Consider the following 15937-nt stretch of genomic DNA (forward strand, 5'->3'; position numbering starts at 1 on the left):
TGAAAAAAAGGAACGCCCACAGCCGGTTCACGACTGCGGGCGTTCCGTGATACAACACGAACTTTCATCAAAGGAAACCAATGGCAGGAACCAATCCCCGCGCCGCGCGCATCGCGGCGCTGATCCAGCGCGTGATCGCATCCTCCATGGAGGCGCAACTGCATGACAAGCGCCTCGCCAACGTGACCATCACCGAGGTGCGCGTCACCAACGATCTGCAGATCGCGAAGGTCTACTGGACCCAGCTTGGCCATGAGGGGCACGAGCAGGGCGAACGCCGCCGCGCACAGCAGGCTCTGAACCAGGCGAAGGGACGTCTGCGCTCCCTGGTGGGCACCAAGGCCGGTCTGCGTCTCACCCCGCAGCTGGAATTCATCTTCGACGAGGTGCCGGGAGAGGCGCACGAGATCGAGGACATCCTTGCGCTGGCACGCAAGCGCGACGAGGAGCTCGCCAAGGCGCGAGCCAACGCGCAGTATGCCGGCGACGCCGACCCGTATAAGCATGACGACGAATCCGACGATCGCGATTTCGACGATGACGATGACGTCGAGGTCGAGGATTGGGACGATGACGAAGCCTGACATCTCCGGTCTGCTGGTCATCGACAAGCCGCGTGGCGTCACCAGCCATGATGTCGTCGCTGCCGTGCGGGGAGCGCTGCACATGAAGCGTGTCGGCCATGCCGGCACGCTCGATCCGATGGCCACCGGTGTGTTGGTGGTCGGTTTCGGCAATGCCACCCGTCTGCTCAACTACATCGTGGACCACGATAAGACGTACCTGGCCACCATCAGGCTTGGCCAGCGCACCGACACGGACGATGCGGACGGCGAACTGCTGCCGACGGAATGGACTGCGATCGAATTCCCGTCCCGACAGGCCATCGAAGCGACGATCGCCGAACATTTCACCGGGCGTATCGAACAAGTGCCGAACTCCTATTCGGCCATCAAAATCAACGGCCAGCGCGCGTACGATCTGGCCCGCGAAGGCAAGGACGTGGACCTCAAGGCCCGTCCGGTGACCATCTCGGAATTCCACGTCTCCGCCGTGCGCTACGGCTATGCATCGTCCGCACGCGCGGGAGCTCCGCTTGACGTCGCGGCCGATATTTCCCCGGACGAAGCTTGGAATGCCGGTTCGACTGAACCAGACATGCAACCGGTTATGGAAATCGACGTGCGGGTGGCCTGCTCGGCGGGAACCTATATCCGTGCGCTGGGTCGCGATTTGGGCGAGGAGCTCGGCCTCGGAGGCCATCTGACGATGCTGCGGCGCATCCGCGTCGGACGTTTCTCGGTGGACGCGCCGAACGTCATGACCGCGCACACGGAATCCAAAACCTTCATCAACCGCGACGGCGTCGAAGTGACACGCAACCGCGCGGTGCTCGACGACGCCGATCATGCGGTCGACTATGCGCTCGATCTGGTCGCCAGCGCCGCCGCCTCCATGGATATGCTGCCAGTGTACGAACGGGAGGCGGCGGACCTGCGGTTCGGCCGCCGAATCGCCAGGGACATCCGCGGAACCATGGCGGCGTACGTTCCCGAAACCAACGATTTGGTCGCAATCGTAGAACGGGCAAAAAAAGGCGAAGCCAAGCCGGTCGCGGTATTCAACTGAACCATGGGCCGGCCCAAACCGTCATATGACGGGACCGGCGGATCGACAGACAGAGACAAACCACAACAAGAAGGACATATGAAAACGATCACGCTTACCCCCGATGCCAACGGCATGGTGGATTGGCCAACCCTGAGCAATGACAAGAAATCCGTGGTGACCGTCGGCTCGTTCGACGGCATGCATCAGGGCCATCAGGCGGTCATCCGCCGTGTGGCCGAACTCGCCGAGCAGGAGAAGGCGTTCTCCGTGGTGGTGCTGTTCGATCCACGTCCAGCAATGGCGCATGCGTATGCGGCCCAGCATGACGGCCAGGATCCGGAAGCCGGTGTGCGCGACACGGAAGCGCTGACCAGTGTGGACGAGCGTCTGCGCGCCATCGACGCCATCGGCGTGGACTACACGCTCATCGTGCGCTACACGATGGCGTTCGCGGCGAAATCGTACCGTTTCTTCCTTGGACAGCTGGTCGGCAAGCTTGGCATGCGCACGCTGGTGCTCGGTGCCGACGCGGCCATGGGCGCGGAACGCGCGGGGAACGTGAAGGCCATCGAGAATCTCGCGCTCGCCACTGGCGTGTTCCAGCTGGATGTCGTGAACGATCTGGGGCCGGGGGAGACCCGCGTGCCCGTCAACGCCAAGCCCGTCATGCCGTTGGAACCCGGCGAGCCCTCCGATCCGCTGGCAGGCGCCTCGAAGGCCGAACGCCGTGCATGGAGCAAGAAGCACCAGGCCAAGGCGGTCCGCGTGTGGAGCTCCACCAATGTGCGTTATCTGCTGGGACGGGGCCGTATCAAGGACGCCGACGCGATTCTCGGACACGCGCATGCCGTGGAGGGAACCGTGGTGCATGGCGAGGAACGCGGCCGCACCATCGGATTCCCCACTGCCAATCTCAGCGAGAACGTGGAGGGATACCTGCCGGTGGATGGCGTGTACGCCGGATGGCTGGTCGATCTGGGGGAGAAACCGGCCGAAGCCGAAGAGAAGCCGGCGGACGGCGTATCCCGGCAATATGATTCATCCTCGGCGGCCGCGCGACTGGCCACGCAATCGCCATATCGTTGGCCTGCCGCCATCTCCATCGGCACCAAACCCACGTTCAACGAGAACGGGGACGCGCAACGAGTGGTCGAGGCCTACGCCATCACCGACGATTGGCTGGATTTGTACGGCCATCAGGCGCGTGTGGAATTCGTGGGCTTCCTGCGCCCGCAGATTAGATTCGATTCGGCCGACGACCTTGTCGCTGAGCTGAAACGCAACGTCGAGGAAACGAAGCGCCTCACCGCGTGAAAGCCAGTATCGCGCGAATCCTGAATCGCGCGAAATTTAAAAAATGTGCCGGATGACGTCATCGCCATCCGGCACATTTCTTCGCCCATGTCTACGGGCGTCCGGTAACCGTCACTTCAACGTCGGGATATCCGTGGTGTACGCCTTCAGCCAAGTGTTCTGCAGCTTCTCCAGCGTGCCGTCCTTCTTCAGCTCGTTGAGGGCCTTGGACACCTTCGAGGTCAGCGGCGAATCCTTCGGCAGCACGATGCCCATGCCCTGCTTGTCCTCGGAACCCGGAATCTGGCCGACGACCTTGCCGTTCTTCACCTGTGACGACGTCGCCACATTGACCGCGGCCGGAGTGTCCATGACCAGCGCGTCGATCTGGTCGGCGTCCAGCGCCTGGGCCAGCGTCGCGTTGTCGTTGAAGGTCTGCACGTCGGAGCTGAGCTTCTGCTTGGCATAGTCATAGGAAGTGGTGCCGACCATGGCTCCGATCGTGGCGCCCTTGAAATCGTTCAGGGACGTGGCCGACGCGTACTTCGAATCGCCACGCACCACGATGGACTGCGTCGGATTGTAGTAGCTCGGGGAGAAGTCGACGGCCTTCTTGCGCTGGTCGGTGATGGAGAACTGCTGGATGTTGAGGTCCCAGTCCTTGGTTCCCGGAGCGATGGCGGCGTCGAACGTGGTGCGTTTCCACGTGACCTGCTTCTTGGAATAGCCGAGTTTGTCCGCGATGGCGTATATCAGGGCCGATTCGTATCCCTTGCCGCTTTCCGGTTTGTTGTCGATCACCCACGGCTCATAGGCCGGTTCTCCGGTGGCGACCGTGAGCGTGTCCGCGGAGACCGTGTCCTGGGCGGATTGGTCGGAGGAACCGGAACCGCAGGCGCTGGTGCCGGCCAGTGCGGCGACGGTCAGCAACGCGGCTGTCAGACGAAGGAAACGTGGTGAACGGGACAATGGAAACCTCGATTTGGTGAGTTGGGATATATGAACATTCGGAGATTACCGTTTCGATGCGACCGACATGCTGCGCGGGATATGGGGAATAGTTATGACGTGTTCAACGGAATTACCCCCTGACGTTTGTCTGCGCCTTGGCACAGAATCGGCGCTTATGAACGACACCATCACTGTGGCCGTGCAATGCGCGCTCGCCAAGGAAACCAAGCCATTCCTCGAACGGATCGAGGACGCGTCCCATGAACGGCACGGCGGTGTCGATGTGGGTGTCGGAACGTATCGTGGCATCCGGCTGGTCGTGGGCGAAGGCGGCATGGGCTCCGTCAGCGCCGGAGCGGCATCCCAGATGCTGATCGACCGTTATGAGCCGGACGTCCTCGTCTTCAGCGGCATCGCAGGGGGACTGAATCCGGCTTTGCGGGTCGGGGACATCGTGGTCGGAGACCAGTTGCATTACTTGGAGACGAACACTCCGATCATCGCGGAATGCGCGCCTTGGAAGGAATCCTTCACATCCGACGAGGCGCTGCGCGACGCTGCCTTGGACGTGCTGCTACGGCAGGGATGGGGCAGGGTCCCGTCGCTGCGTGAACTTGCGATGGGGCAGGATGCCGCTTCCGACGGATCGCCGGCCGGGTCGCCGGAAGACGGGGGACGGCGTTTCGTATGCGGCACCATCGCGACAAGCGACCAATTCAATACGGATCCGGACGTCCTCGAACGCATCAGGGCCACGGTGCATGCGGACTGCGAGGAGATGGAAGGAACCGCCGCGGCGCACATCTGCACGAAGAACTACGTGCCGTTCCTGGCCATCCGGGCCATCAGCAACCAGTGCGGTGAATCCTACGAATCGTTGGACGACCACCAGAACGATCTGGTCGACGCGGCGCGGGCGGCCGCTTCGATAGGACTGGGCGTCATCGATATGGTGGCCGAAGGACGAGTCAATCCGGGACGCTGACCGTACAGGCTCGTCACAGGTCTATGGAAAACGGCCGTTGCCTCTCTGGAATGCAGGCGCATTCAAAGAGGCAACGGCCGTTTTGCAAAGACGACGTGGAACGCGTGGCCTAGTTGCGGAAGTGAGAGAAGAATTCCCGGGTCTCCGGATCCTGCGATTCGTCCATGACCTCCCGAGGCGAACCGTTCTCGGCGATGACGCCATGGCGCAGCAGCACGATACGGTCCGCCGCATCATGGGCGAAGCTCATCTCGTGGGTGGCCATGAGGATGGTGGTTCCCTGCTCCTTGAGCTCGGATACCATGTCAAGCACCTCGCCGACCAGCATCGGGTCGAGCGCCGATGTGATCTCGTCGAGCAGCAGCAGTTCCGGATTCGTCATCAACGCGCGGGCGATGGCCACGCGCTGCTGCTGTCCGCCGGACAGCTGGTCCGGATAGGCGCCCGCCTTGGCCCGCATGCCGATGCGGTCGAGCAGCTCCAGCGCACGGGCCTCCGCCTTGTCCTTATGCCAATGGTGGACCTTGATCGCGGCGAGGGTGACGTTCTTCATCACCGACATGTGCGGGAACAGATTGAACTGCTGGAACACCACGCCGATGCGGGAGCGGATCTCGTCCTGATGCACGCGCGGATCGGTGATGTCGGTGTCCGCCAGCCAGATCTGGCCGTCATCCACCTGCTCCAGAAGATTCACGCATTTCATCAACGTCGATTTGCCCGATCCGGACGGACCGAGCAGCGCCACGACCTCATGCTGGTTAACGTCGAACGAGATGCCTTTGAGCACTTCGTTGCCGTTGAAGGATTTCCGGATGCCGTCCAATCGCAGTACCGGAGTGTTCATGTCGCTCATACCGTGCCTCCGCTCAATTCACGCTTGCGCAAACGTGCCGTATACCAGTCGTTCAGCAGGATGAACGGCACGCTCATCAGGATGAACAGCAGACTGGCCACCACATAGGGGGTGAAGTTGTAGGTGCTGGCCACTTCGATCTGGGCCGCGCGGACCGCGTCCACGGCACCCAGCACCGAAATCAATCCCACATCCTTCTGCATGGAGATGAAGTCGTTCATCAACGCCGGAGCCACCTTGCGCAACGCCTGCGGGATGACGATCATACGAGTGGTCTGTCCCGCCGTGAGTCCCAGCGAACGCGCGGACGCGCGCTGGGACGGATGCACATCGTTGAAGCCGGCTCGCAGCACCTCAGCCACATATGCGGAATAGCCCATGATCACGGCGATGGTGCCCAGGATCGACGGATCGATACGGCCGAAAATGCCCAGTCCGGGGATGCCGAAGCCGATGAGGTAGAGCACCACGATCATCGGCACGCCGCGCATCACCGTGGTGTACAGCGCGGCCAAGGCGCGCAACGGGAACAGCACCGGATTGTTGCTGGTGCGCACCAAGGCCAGCAGGGTGGCGAAAATGGCCACGCCCACGACCGCCACGGCCAGAACCTTCACGTTCAGCCACAGACCGTCAAGGACCTTGGGGAACGATTTGGCGAAGTATTCGGCGGAGAAGAACGTCTCCTTGACCCGCGGCCAGCCGGGGGACATCTTCAGCCCGACGGCGATGATGGCCGCCAGCACGATGGTGCTGATCAGGCTGGTAACGACCGATTTCAGCTGCTGCTGTTTGCGGTAGGCGCGCCGGGAAAGCTCGACCTCGCTGGTCTGATGGCCGGCGAGGCTGTCCGTACCGTTATCCGTAATGCTCATGAAGTGAATTCCTTGGATTGTATGGCGGACTTACTTGAGTTCCGTCAGATCGGTGGTGTATTCAGCCAGCCACTTGTCCTGCAGGGCCTTGATGGTGCCGTCGGAATCCAATTCCTTCACGGCCTTGGAGGCTGCGGAGGTGAGCTTGGAATCCTTCGGCAGCACGATGCCCATGCCGTTCGGGTCGGTGGAGCCGGCGATGCGGCCGAGCACCATGGCGTCCTTGACCTGATCGGACTGGACCATGTACACGCATTCGACGGTGCTGGTCACCAGCGCGTCGATCTGTCCGGCGTCAAGCGCCTGGGCCACGGCGGAATCATCGTTGAAGGTCTGCACGTCATCCTTGATCTTCTTGGCGTACTTGTAGCCTTCGGTGCCCACCATCGCGCCGACGGTGGCGTCCTTCAGGTCGCTCAGGCTCTTGGCCTTGGCGTATTTGCCGTCCTTCTTGACGATGATGCCTTGGGAGTCGTTGTAATAGCTGGCGGAGAAGTCCACGGCCTTCTTTCGTTCGGGGGTGATGCCGAACTGCTGGATGTTCATATCCCAGTCCTTGGCGCCCGGCGCGATGGCGGAATCGAATGTGGTGCGGGTCCACACCACATCGGACTTCTTGAAGCCCATCTTCTCGGCGACGGCGTACGCCACGGCCGCCTCATACCCCTTGCCGGATTCCGGCTTGTCGTTCATGACCCACGGCTCGTAGGCCGGGTCACCGGTGGCGATGGTCAGCTTGCCGGGAGTGACGGTTTGCTGCGTGATGTCCGAGCTGTCGGATTCGGACGACTTGGCGCTGGAATCGGATCCGCATGCGGCGGACAGCGTCAGCGCGGCGATGGAGACCAACGCCGCTGCCGCACGCATGAATTTTCTGCTGGAGAATGCCATTTTTCTTTACCCCTGACTTCAAATACCGCGTATGAAACGCGATTCTTCCTGTCCATGATGAACGTGCGTCACTATAGCCTATTGATATTTCCGAAGCCACGCACGCGATATCGCATTATTTGGTAATGCGTATCGAAATTTGGTAATGCATATCGAATGTTTTCCGTTATTCGAGCGTGAACCCTTCGAACACGAAACCCGGGCTGACCACGCAGGAGACGAGCGCGTCGCCCTTTCCTGGAACGGTGCGCTGCCAGACCCCGGCGGGCACCACCGCATGACCGACGGGAATTCCATGCGCGCCGTCGTTGGCGATCACCGTGCCCAACACGATGGATTCCACCTCGTCGTCAGTGGCGGGCGAATCGCCCGTGCCGCCCAATTGCAGCGTGACTGGGGCGGGGCCATGCCATAGCCAGATTTCGTCGGCGTCCACCTTATGCCAGGCGCTCATGTCTCCCTCCGGCAGAAGGAAGTAGATCAGCGAGGATAGGGGTCGGTGCGAGGCTTCGTCCGTCTGCGGCGACTGCCAGTCGCGCACATACCATCCGCCTTCCGGATGGGCTTCGAGACCCAGGTCGGCGACCACGCCACGGGCATAGTCGCTCATCCGATTAAGTGGGACACTCATGATATTCCTTTCGTTGTGGAGCTTGATGTCAGCGAAGGTCGAACGCGCCGTCGTTGTAGACGATATTGCCGGAAATGATGGTCGCACGATTGGTGCCGGCTCCGTGGCGGACGAAATCCTCCAAGGTCTGTTCGATGGCATGCGGCGAGTCAGTGCCGACGGGAATGTCGAAGAACGCCAGGTCGGCCGTGGCTCCGGCGTTGATCTGGCCGATGCGTCCGGCGCCCACGTGCATGCCCATTTCCTCGGCTCCGCCGAGCGTGACCATGCGGATGATGCGGTGCGTCAGATCGTCACGCCTGTATCCCTGCTCGCGCGCGAGGTCGTAGACCATGGCGGCATCGTCGAGCACATCCAGGCTGGGCGAGCTCGACAGCGAGTCGGTGCCGATGGCCAGGAGATTGCCTTCCTCCAGGTATTCGCGAATCGGAGCGTCCTTGCCGGTCACGGTGATGCGATTGGAACGCGGGCACAGGGCCACGCCGACGCCGCGCTGCCTGAGGATTCGGCGGTCCTCGGCGTCCGCCCACACGCCGTGCGCGATATGCACGTCGGGGCCGAGCGATCCCAGCTGGTCGACGAACTGGATCGCGGAAGCGCCCTTTCCGGCATCCTTGAGCTGCCGGTAACTGGCCCACTGTCCGTCGCGCCAGTCGGCCGCCGAATACGTGGTGAGCGTGGTGTCGCGGTTTCCTGCTTCCATCGGCGTTTCGGCGAGATGGATATGCAGGCGCATATCCAGTTGCCGCGCGATGTCGGGCAGATCGACGAAAGGCTCGGATTCCAAGGTATACGGCGCATGGGGGCTGATGCCGATGCTGGGCAGCCCCTCCTCGTGCATGTGCCCGAGGTTGTTAAGCAGCTCCTGGATGCCTTCGGTCTTCCAATCGTCGTTATGCCAGCCCATGACCTCCCAGTAGGCGATGCCGTGCATGCCTTGCGAGGCGAGCGCCCCCACGGCCTCCGGATCGGTGACGATGTCGGCCGCGGCGGTGGTGCCCGACTCCACAAGCATGCGGGCTCCTTGATACGCGGATTCCTTCCAGGGGCGGGTCTCCTGCAGCCGCGCATACACCTCGTTGAAGCCGATTTCCCATGCGCGGAACCGGTCGTAGGTGCCCCGTCCCACTTCGGCCATGTTCGTATACTGCAGGTGGGTGTGCGCGTTGATGAGTCCCGGGGTGATCAGACCGTGCCAGTGGCGTTCCGTGATACGGCCGGAAGAGGCCATATCACGTTTCAGCGCGTCAAGAACCCATTTTCGCGTGCCCACATGCACGACTCGGTTGGCGGCGACCGCCACGGCTCCGTCGACGATGACCGGTCCGGTGACGGGAATCACCATGGGGGAGCTGTATACGGTCACCGATTCCAGCGGCTTCGGATGCGCCGCGATCTGCAAAGGGGTGTTCAACGTCACGGGAATCACTCTTTTCCATCCGCCGCTTCGTCTTCGGCGAAGCGGGTCAGCGTCCAATCGTAACCGTTGTCGGCAACGGCATGGCTGGCCTGGTATCCGCGTACACGCAGGGCGATGTCCGCGATATGCCGGTCCACGTCACGGTCCAGCCGCTGCAATCCATTCGGCAGCGTGCCGCGATGCTCAAGCAGATAGGTCACCGCCGATGCCTGCACGGCAAAGCTCAGATCCATGATTTCGATAGGATTGCCGCCGCCCACCGTGTAGTTGACGCCGTCGCCTTCGCTGATGAGACGAATCGTCGGGCCGTCGGGCACGGCGAGGTTCCGGATCTCGCGTTTGTTCTCGGCATGGAAGCCGGGAACGTCGGCCAATGCGATTTCGTTGGCGATGCCGCCGATCACGGACAAAACGGCTTGCGGCCGCATCGCACGCATATGCTGCAACGTGATGGTGTGGCGCACGCCGGTCGCGGACACGACCATATCGGCGGTGCGTATGGCCTGATCGATGTCAAGTGCGCGGAAGCCGTCGAACACCGCCTGCAAGGCGACGACCGGGTCGGTGTCGCAGATGGTCACGTCCGCGCCCAACGCGCGGACACGACGGGCGAAGCCGCGGCCGACCGGACCGTATCCGACCACGGTCACGCGGGCGCCGTTGAACGCGTCCGCTCCGAGAATCCTCTGCATGGTGGTCACGCAGGTCTCGCCGGTGCCATGGGCGTTGTCGAAACCGGTCTTGAGCATGCTGTCGTTCACTGCGATGACCGGGAACGACAACGCGCCGGCATCCTGCATGGCTTGGAAGGCGCGTATGCCGCTGGTCGTCTCCTCGGCCACGCCGATGATGTCCGCCATGAGTTCGGGGCGTTCCATCGCCGCAAGACGTGCGAAACTCGCGCCATCATCGATGATGATGTTCGGTTTGAGCTCGTCGAGCAGATCCAGCGCGGCCTGATGCGCCTGCGCCGGCGTCCAGTTCGGATCGAACGCTACCGCGATGCCTTCCGAACGCAATTGTTCGGCGACTCGCTCGTCGTTGGCCTCCGCCCCGCAGTACGCTCCGACCTTCGCTCCCGCGGCCTTGAGCTGGCGCAGCAGCGCTGCGGTCTTCGGTTCGAGGATTAGGCATACGGCGATGCTGATTCCGGTGAAATCCACCCGTTCCCGTGCATCCCGCATCAGCGCGTCAAGCACCGGCATGTGATGCTGGGCAAAATCCACGGCCTGCGCGCCGGACAGTTCGCGCGCGTCGGCCACGTCCTCCACGGGAATGGCGGCATCGATCACGGCCTGCGCGTCGGCATCGCCGGCATCCTGCGGCGCGGAGGACACGACCATGCCCCATTCCTGCGCGATGAGGCGTTCGCCAGCCTCAAGCGCGCCATCATCGACATGCAGGCGCGAACCCGCCAGCGAACGATTGGTCTTCTGCGAATATTGTTCCGCCCAAGTGGCGAAGCGAAGCCGTTCCATCTCACTCTCCTCAATCGGTGAACGGAAATAGTATTGCCCACGCGTGGTACAGGGCGAAAAAATATGGTGTTTTGGTATTAGCGCAGAATCGCCGACAGCGCGTCCTGCAACGTATCCACCTGCACCACGCCCAGTCCCGGTATCGCGACGTTCTTGCGCAACGTCGGCACGACGGCGGTGGTGAAGCCCAATCGGGCGGCCTCGCGAAGCCGATATTCCAGACGCGGCACCGGACGTACCTGACCGGTCAACGAGATCTCGCCGATCGCGCATGTCGTGCGGGCGATCGCTTTGGATTTCGCGGCGCTCGCCAAAGCCGCGACGATCGCCAGGTCGCAACCTGGCTCGCGCGCCTGTCCGCCGGCGATCGTGGAGATGTACAGGTCGTTGGACAGCAGGTTGATGCCGCCGTGCCGGTACAGCACCGCCACCAGCATGGCGATGCGGTTGGAATCCACGCCGTTCGCGGCACGTCGCGGCGTCGGCAGCACCGATTTGGTGACGAGCGATTGCACCTCGATCGGCAGGCTGCGGTGGCCGTCCAACGTGAACGTCACGCACGTGCCGTCCACGTTGGACGGCCACGCGCCGTTGCCGGTGGACAGGAACAGGCCGGACGGGTCGGTCACCTCCTCGATGCCTTCGCCGCTCATGTCGAAGCATCCGACCTCATCCGTCGGTCCGAAACGGTTCTTCACCGCGCGCAGCATGCGAAGCGCGGTTTCGGCGTCACCTTCGAACTGGCAGACCACATCCACCAGATGCTCCAACGTGCGTGGACCCGCGATCGAGCCATCTTTGGTGACATGGCCCACCAGCAGCACTGGAATGTCAAGCTTTTTGGCGGTGTCGATCAACGCGCTCGCCACCTCGCGCACCTGCGTGGAGCCGCCGGAGATGCCGTCGACGTCCTGCGAGACGATGGTCTGCGCCGAATCGACGATGGCCAGCGAAGGCTTGAACCGTTCGATGAGCCCCAGCACCGTGGCCAGATCGGTGGTGGAGGCGAGCAGCAGATTCGGCTCCATCGCGCCGATGCGTGACGCGCGCATGCGCACCTGCGCCTGCGATTCCTCGCCGGAAATGTACAGCACGGTATTGCGTTCGCTTGCGAACGCCGTAAGTCGGGCCACGTTGCCTGCGGTTTCCAGCAGCAGCGTCGATTTGCCGATTCCGGGTTCTCCGGCGATCAACGTGACTGATCCGGGCACGATGCCGCCGCCGAGTACACGGTCGAATTCCGAGAATCCCGTGGCGATGCGTGAGACGTTCTCCGTGCCTATCTCGGTGATCGGCTTGGCTTCGGAAGATGCGACGGGTTGCGGCTGCGTGCGGGACGTGCGTCCGGGAGCCGCGGTGCGGGCGCCCGCCGACGGACGGGCCTCATGGAATTCCTCGATGGCGCCCCATTGGCCGCATTCGGGGCATCGGCCAAGCCATTTCGGGCCGCTCCATCCGCATTCCGAACAGAGGAATTGAGAGGACGTCTTTGCCATACGGCCGACAATACGGAGGTTTTGGGACAAGATGTTCGCGGGTGGCATAGCTGTTGGCATAGCGGGTGCCATGAAGGCTGCATGCGGGGTTGCGCGAAGTGGTGGGAAAGCCGTGCGGAAGGTGATGGGGAAGGCCGTGTCAGGCGTTTTGGCGCGGGCATTTCCGTTCTTTCGAGGGCGTCCGTACGAGTCTTATGGCTGTGAAACAATAACAACCATGTCTGATACGCAAAATTCCTCTTCCCATGGCAAATTGATCGCCGCCGTCCTTGCTGCGGCTCTTGTGGTCGTGCTCGCTCTGGTGTCCGCATTCGTGTGGCCCGGCTGGGCATTGAACAAGGACAACGGGTCCGCCCAGTCCGGACAGCAGACCTCAAGTTCGACCGGGACCAAGTCCAACGGCAAATCGAAAGGCGCCACTAGCGAGCCGACCACGCCGTCCATCGACGCCGTGGCCTTGCCGGACGGAGCCAGCGAGCTGCTCAAGGCCATGCCGGATTCCGTGTTGAATTTCGCGCGCATCAAGGCCGACGAAGGCACGGCGTGGTCCAGTGCCTCCCCGGTCGAGGAATACACGCTGACCTATTCCACCGGCAAGACGGGGCAGGACATCACGCTTGAGACGGCGCAATGGTCCGACGCGGATAAGGCGAAGACCCAATACGACACGCTCGCCAAGGCGCTGACCGGCAAGGAGCTGGCAAGCGGCAACGTGAAAGTGTCCGGCAAGAACACCGGCACGTACAGCGTCAATCTTGACAACGACGACGACAGCAAGGCCGTCGCCGTATGGCAGAACGATACCGTGGTGTTCTACGCCACCGGAGCCAAAGCTTCCGTCCAGCGCTTCTACCAGCAGTTCCCCCTGTGATCCGTGGCGGCTCCGCGGCCGAATCGTCGCCGTCGCATGGCGGATGGGTTGTGAATAGGGCACGACTTTCCACCATATGAATGCATGGGCGCGTATTCGTCCCCGAAGCGGTGTAGTATTGGGCAAGTTGCAAACTTTTACCCCTTGAGTTTAAGGAACGGAGGCTGAGATGGGCTCGGTCATCAAGAAGCGCCGCAAGCGCATGAGCAAGAAGAAGCATCGCAAACTGCTTCGTAAGACTCGCCACCAGCGCAAGTAGTCTTCAGGCGCGTGTGAAGCGTCCGCTCAAAACAAAATCCCGCATCTCCTTTCGGAGGCGCGGGATTTTTGCTATGTGGTTTTGTGTGATTCTGGTATGTGCGGCCGGCGGGGATTCCGCCGGCCGTCCGGAATCACTTCCTGTGAATCACTTCTTGTTCGGATTGTCCAGGATGCGCGGGCCGTTCGGGTCGCCGACGATGACCTGGTCCACCATGTTCAGGAACAGGCCGTGCTCGACCACGCCGACCGTGGTGATGAGGTCCTGGGCGAGCTCCTGCGGATGGTCGATGCGGTCGAGATGCAGGTCGACCACGAAGTTGTTCTCGTCGGTGCGGACTTCCTTGCCGTCCGCGTCCAGGCGCAGCACCGGCTTGTAGCCCTTGGCTTCGAACTTCTTGATGACCTGGCCTGCGCCGAACGGAATCACTTCGACCGGCAGCGGGAACTTGCCGATGGTGTCGACGACCTTGGATTCGTCCACGATCCACACGATCTTGTTGGAGTTGGTGGCCACGATCTTCTCCCACAGCAGAGCGGCGCCGCCGCCCTTGATGCCGTTGAAGTTCTTGTCCACTTCGTCGGCGCCGTCGATGGTCACGTCGATGTGGTCGACATCATCGATGTCGACGATCTTGATGCCATAGCCTTCGGCCTGCTCCTGGGTGCGGCGGGAGGTGGTGACGCCCGTGAACTCGAGGCCTTCCTCCTTGACGCGACGGCCGAGCTCGTCGACCAGGAAACGCACGGTCGAGCCGGTGCCCAGACCTGCGATCATGCCACTGTGAATCAGCTTTGCAGCTTCGATGCCGGCCGCCTTCTTCAGCGCGTCCTGCTGTGCCTTGTCCATGATCCTCCTTCGATATGGGGTTAAGACCGTCTCCATACTATCGGATGCGTTGATTTTCGGGGCGGGAATGGTGTGGTCTGCGTCGTGCTCGCGCATGCGGGGATGTGGATTGTTTCACAAGGTGTTTCACGATGGGGCCCATGGTGAAACACCTTGATATGCGCGACCAACAGATCAGCTGTGCTTGACCGCGAACGGCGCCTCGTCCAGTATCAGCGTGCCATCGCCGTCCACGTACCCTTCCACTGCGATGTAGCCGCGGATCAGACGCGGCTTGCCGTCGAAGGTCGGGCTGGAATTCGGCGGGGGAGAGAAACGCACCGTGCCCGACACCGACAGTCCCGATGGGCTTTTGCGATGCGGCAGTTTCGGCAGATTTCGCGGCTGCTTTTCCTCCGCGGCCGGTTGGTCGGACTGAGGCGCCGAGGCATCGGACCGATCCAGTTCCTCGACGTTTTCCGCTTCATCCGATTCCACTGATTTGTCTGTTGCGTCCGTTGCGGTCTTGTCCGCTTCACCATCTTCACGCGGGAAGTAGTCATGCTTGACCAGCATCTGCGCATATGACTGGTGCGGTTCCTGCGATTCCTCGGCAGACATGTCTTCGGCGGACGGCTCCGCAGTGGAGACGGCGGAATCTGCTTCAGACGCCTTATCAAGCGCCGTCGTCTCCGCCACACCGTCGGCTTCCGTAGCGTCGTCGGACGATTGGCTGAAATCCGCGAGATCGTCGGGAACGCCTTCCGGCTGCGCCAGCATGTCGGCGATCGAACGCGGCTTCGCGCCGCCATTCGTGGCGGTGGTTGCGTCGCCCGCGTTGCGAACGGCGGAATCGGAGGAGGAATCGCCCTGTCCGCGTCCCATGTGGTATTCGGCGGCGCTGATTGTGCCGTCCATCAGCATGCGCGCGTCCTCGGGAACGTCCGTGCCGCGCGAATACTCGGAAGCCAGCAGTGATTTCCAGCCTTCCAGCGGCAGATAGCCTTCGCGCACGTGCGAACGGCAGTCTCCCGCGTAGGTGCGCGCAAGTTCGTCCACCTTCTCGTTGCCGGCATTGCCCGCGTGGCCCTTGACCCAGACGAAGCGCACCGAGCCGGTCCTGCGCCCGATCTCGTCGTCGATGGCGCGAATCAGATCGGCGTTCTTCACCGGCTTCTTCTGCGAATTCTTCCATCCGTTGCGTTTCCAACCCTGCACCCACTTGGTGGAGCAGTTGATCGCATACTGCGAATCGGTTTCGATCACCAGATCCTCGGAGCCGGGGTGCGCGCGCAACGCCTCCAGCACGGCGCAGAGCTCGCCAATCTGGTTGGTGCCGTTCGTGGCGCCGCCGGCATCGCAATCGCCGGCATGCTCGTGCCCGGGCTTTCCGCCCGCGGCGGATTCGTGGTCGGCCCATGCCCAGCCCATCGGGCCGTTCGGATTGCCAAGGGCGGAGCCATCTGTGGAAACCGTAATCGTCATGCCTTCT

Annotated in this window: 16 protein-coding genes; 6 read left to right on the forward strand and 10 right to left on the reverse strand. The window is 62.3% G+C overall.

From position 1 onward, the window contains the following. Positions 1–80: 80 nt before the first annotated feature. The 3 genes from rbfA (at position 81) to ribF (ending at position 2925) form a co-directional block, all read left to right on the forward strand. Positions 81–584 (forward strand): 30S ribosome-binding factor RbfA, encoded by a 504-nt coding sequence (rbfA, locus tag AC1ATL_RS02155; RefSeq protein ID WP_432623042.1) that lies wholly within the window; start codon positions 81–83, stop codon positions 582–584. Continuing rightward, a complete protein-coding gene (gene truB, locus AC1ATL_RS02160; protein ID WP_476568086.1) occupies positions 571–1629 on the forward strand; it encodes a tRNA pseudouridine(55) synthase TruB in 1059 nt (352 codons plus the stop codon). The genes rbfA and truB overlap by 14 nt, the downstream gene beginning before the upstream one ends. 78 nt (positions 1630–1707) lie before the next feature. After that, positions 1708–2925, forward strand: coding sequence for a bifunctional riboflavin kinase/FMN adenylyltransferase (gene ribF / locus AC1ATL_RS02165; RefSeq protein ID WP_476568088.1), 1218 nt, complete (start codon positions 1708–1710; stop codon positions 2923–2925). Positions 2926–3036: 111 nt separating this feature from the next. Here ribF and AC1ATL_RS02170 read toward each other — a convergent pair whose 3' ends face one another. After that, positions 3037–3873 carry an ABC transporter substrate-binding protein gene (locus AC1ATL_RS02170; protein ID WP_476568090.1) on the reverse strand — a complete coding sequence of 279 codons (837 nt, stop codon included), beginning with the start codon at positions 3871–3873 and terminating at the stop codon, positions 3037–3039. A 157-nt stretch (positions 3874–4030) separates the two neighbouring features. Between AC1ATL_RS02170 and AC1ATL_RS02175 the strand changes: the two genes are divergently transcribed. Continuing rightward, positions 4031–4840: a 5'-methylthioadenosine/S-adenosylhomocysteine nucleosidase gene (locus AC1ATL_RS02175; RefSeq protein ID WP_476568092.1), complete on the forward strand. Its 810-nt coding sequence runs from the start codon at positions 4031–4033 to the stop codon at positions 4838–4840. A gap of 109 nt (positions 4841–4949) precedes the next feature. Here AC1ATL_RS02175 and AC1ATL_RS02180 read toward each other — a convergent pair whose 3' ends face one another. The 7 genes from AC1ATL_RS02180 to radA form a co-directional block, all read right to left on the reverse strand. Further along, positions 4950–5696: an amino acid ABC transporter ATP-binding protein gene (locus AC1ATL_RS02180; protein ID WP_476568094.1), complete on the reverse strand. Its 747-nt coding sequence runs from the start codon at positions 5694–5696 to the stop codon at positions 4950–4952. Beyond that, positions 5693–6571, reverse strand: coding sequence for an amino acid ABC transporter permease (locus AC1ATL_RS02185; RefSeq protein ID WP_476568096.1), 879 nt, complete (start codon positions 6569–6571; stop codon positions 5693–5695). The genes AC1ATL_RS02180 and AC1ATL_RS02185 overlap by 4 nt, the downstream gene beginning before the upstream one ends. Before the next feature lie 30 nt (positions 6572–6601). Continuing rightward, entirely contained in the window at positions 6602–7462 is an 861-nt protein-coding gene (locus AC1ATL_RS02190; protein ID WP_476568098.1) for an ABC transporter substrate-binding protein, read from the reverse strand. A gap of 166 nt (positions 7463–7628) precedes the next feature. After that, positions 7629–8093, reverse strand: coding sequence for a cupin domain-containing protein (locus AC1ATL_RS02195; RefSeq protein ID WP_476568100.1), 465 nt, complete (start codon positions 8091–8093; stop codon positions 7629–7631). 28 nt (positions 8094–8121) lie between these two features. Then, positions 8122–9438, reverse strand: a complete 1317-nt coding sequence (locus AC1ATL_RS02200) for an amidohydrolase family protein (RefSeq protein ID WP_476568360.1) — start codon at positions 9436–9438, stop codon at positions 8122–8124. Between the two features lie 80 nt (positions 9439–9518). Next, positions 9519–10991, reverse strand: a complete 1473-nt coding sequence (locus tag AC1ATL_RS02205; RefSeq protein ID WP_476568102.1) for an adenosylhomocysteinase — start codon at positions 10989–10991, stop codon at positions 9519–9521. Positions 10992–11068: 77 nt separating this feature from the next. Next, on the reverse strand, positions 11069–12487 hold the full coding sequence (gene radA / locus AC1ATL_RS02210) for a DNA repair protein RadA (RefSeq protein WP_476568104.1): 1419 nt from the start codon (positions 12485–12487) through the stop codon (positions 11069–11071). 217 nt (positions 12488–12704) lie between these two features. On the opposite strand from radA, the gene AC1ATL_RS02215 reads away from it, so the two are divergent. Both AC1ATL_RS02215 and AC1ATL_RS02220 read left to right on the forward strand, forming a co-directional pair. After that, on the forward strand, positions 12705–13358 hold the full coding sequence (locus AC1ATL_RS02215) for a hypothetical protein (RefSeq protein WP_476568106.1): 654 nt from the start codon (positions 12705–12707) through the stop codon (positions 13356–13358). A 169-nt stretch (positions 13359–13527) separates the two neighbouring features. Further along, the gene (locus AC1ATL_RS02220; protein WP_004268639.1) at positions 13528–13617 is read left to right on the forward strand and encodes a 30S ribosomal protein bS22; all 90 of its coding nucleotides are present in this window, start codon (positions 13528–13530) and stop codon (positions 13615–13617) included. A 147-nt stretch (positions 13618–13764) separates the two neighbouring features. Here AC1ATL_RS02220 and rpiA read toward each other — a convergent pair whose 3' ends face one another. Together rpiA and AC1ATL_RS02230 are read right to left on the reverse strand one after the other, a co-directional pair. Continuing rightward, positions 13765–14466 carry a ribose-5-phosphate isomerase RpiA gene (rpiA, locus tag AC1ATL_RS02225; RefSeq protein ID WP_026646483.1) on the reverse strand — a complete coding sequence of 234 codons (702 nt, stop codon included), beginning with the start codon at positions 14464–14466 and terminating at the stop codon, positions 13765–13767. A 174-nt stretch (positions 14467–14640) separates the two neighbouring features. Then, on the reverse strand, positions 14641–15930 hold the full coding sequence (locus tag AC1ATL_RS02230; RefSeq protein WP_476568108.1) for a ribonuclease H family protein: 1290 nt from the start codon (positions 15928–15930) through the stop codon (positions 14641–14643). Positions 15931–15937 lie beyond the last annotated feature (7 nt).

Source organism: Bifidobacterium sp. LH_743 (genome assembly GCF_056355775.1).

Bases quoted from the DNA above. Each gene is read 5' to 3' on its own strand.
- AC1ATL_RS02195 (WP_476568100.1), bottom strand. From the start codon at position 8,093: ATGAGTGTCCCACTTAATCGGATGAGCGACTATGCCCGTGGCGTGGTC.
- truB (WP_476568086.1), top strand. From the start codon at position 571: ATGACGAAGCCTGACATCTCCGGTCTGCTGGTCATCGACAAGCCGCGT.
- AC1ATL_RS02215 (WP_476568106.1), top strand. From the start codon at position 12,705: ATGTCTGATACGCAAAATTCCTCTTCCCATGGCAAATTGATCGCCGCC.
- AC1ATL_RS02200 (WP_476568360.1), bottom strand. From the start codon at position 9,438: ATGGTGATTCCCGTCACCGGACCGGTCATCGTCGACGGAGCCGTGGCG.
- AC1ATL_RS02205 (WP_476568102.1), bottom strand. From the start codon at position 10,991: ATGGAACGGCTTCGCTTCGCCACTTGGGCGGAACAATATTCGCAGAAG.
- AC1ATL_RS02190 (WP_476568098.1), bottom strand. From the start codon at position 7,462: ATGGCATTCTCCAGCAGAAAATTCATGCGTGCGGCAGCGGCGTTGGTC.
- AC1ATL_RS02230 (WP_476568108.1), bottom strand. From the start codon at position 15,930: ATGACGATTACGGTTTCCACAGATGGCTCCGCCCTTGGCAATCCGAAC.
- AC1ATL_RS02180 (WP_476568094.1), bottom strand. From the start codon at position 5,696: ATGAGCGACATGAACACTCCGGTACTGCGATTGGACGGCATCCGGAAA.
- AC1ATL_RS02175 (WP_476568092.1), top strand. From the start codon at position 4,031: ATGAACGACACCATCACTGTGGCCGTGCAATGCGCGCTCGCCAAGGAA.
- rpiA (WP_026646483.1), bottom strand. From the start codon at position 14,466: ATGGACAAGGCACAGCAGGACGCGCTGAAGAAGGCGGCCGGCATCGAA.
- AC1ATL_RS02220 (WP_004268639.1), top strand. From the start codon at position 13,528: ATGGGCTCGGTCATCAAGAAGCGCCGCAAGCGCATGAGCAAGAAGAAG.
- rbfA (WP_432623042.1), top strand. From the start codon at position 81: ATGGCAGGAACCAATCCCCGCGCCGCGCGCATCGCGGCGCTGATCCAG.
- radA (WP_476568104.1), bottom strand. From the start codon at position 12,487: ATGGCAAAGACGTCCTCTCAATTCCTCTGTTCGGAATGCGGATGGAGC.
- AC1ATL_RS02185 (WP_476568096.1), bottom strand. From the start codon at position 6,571: ATGAGCATTACGGATAACGGTACGGACAGCCTCGCCGGCCATCAGACC.
- ribF (WP_476568088.1), top strand. From the start codon at position 1,708: ATGAAAACGATCACGCTTACCCCCGATGCCAACGGCATGGTGGATTGG.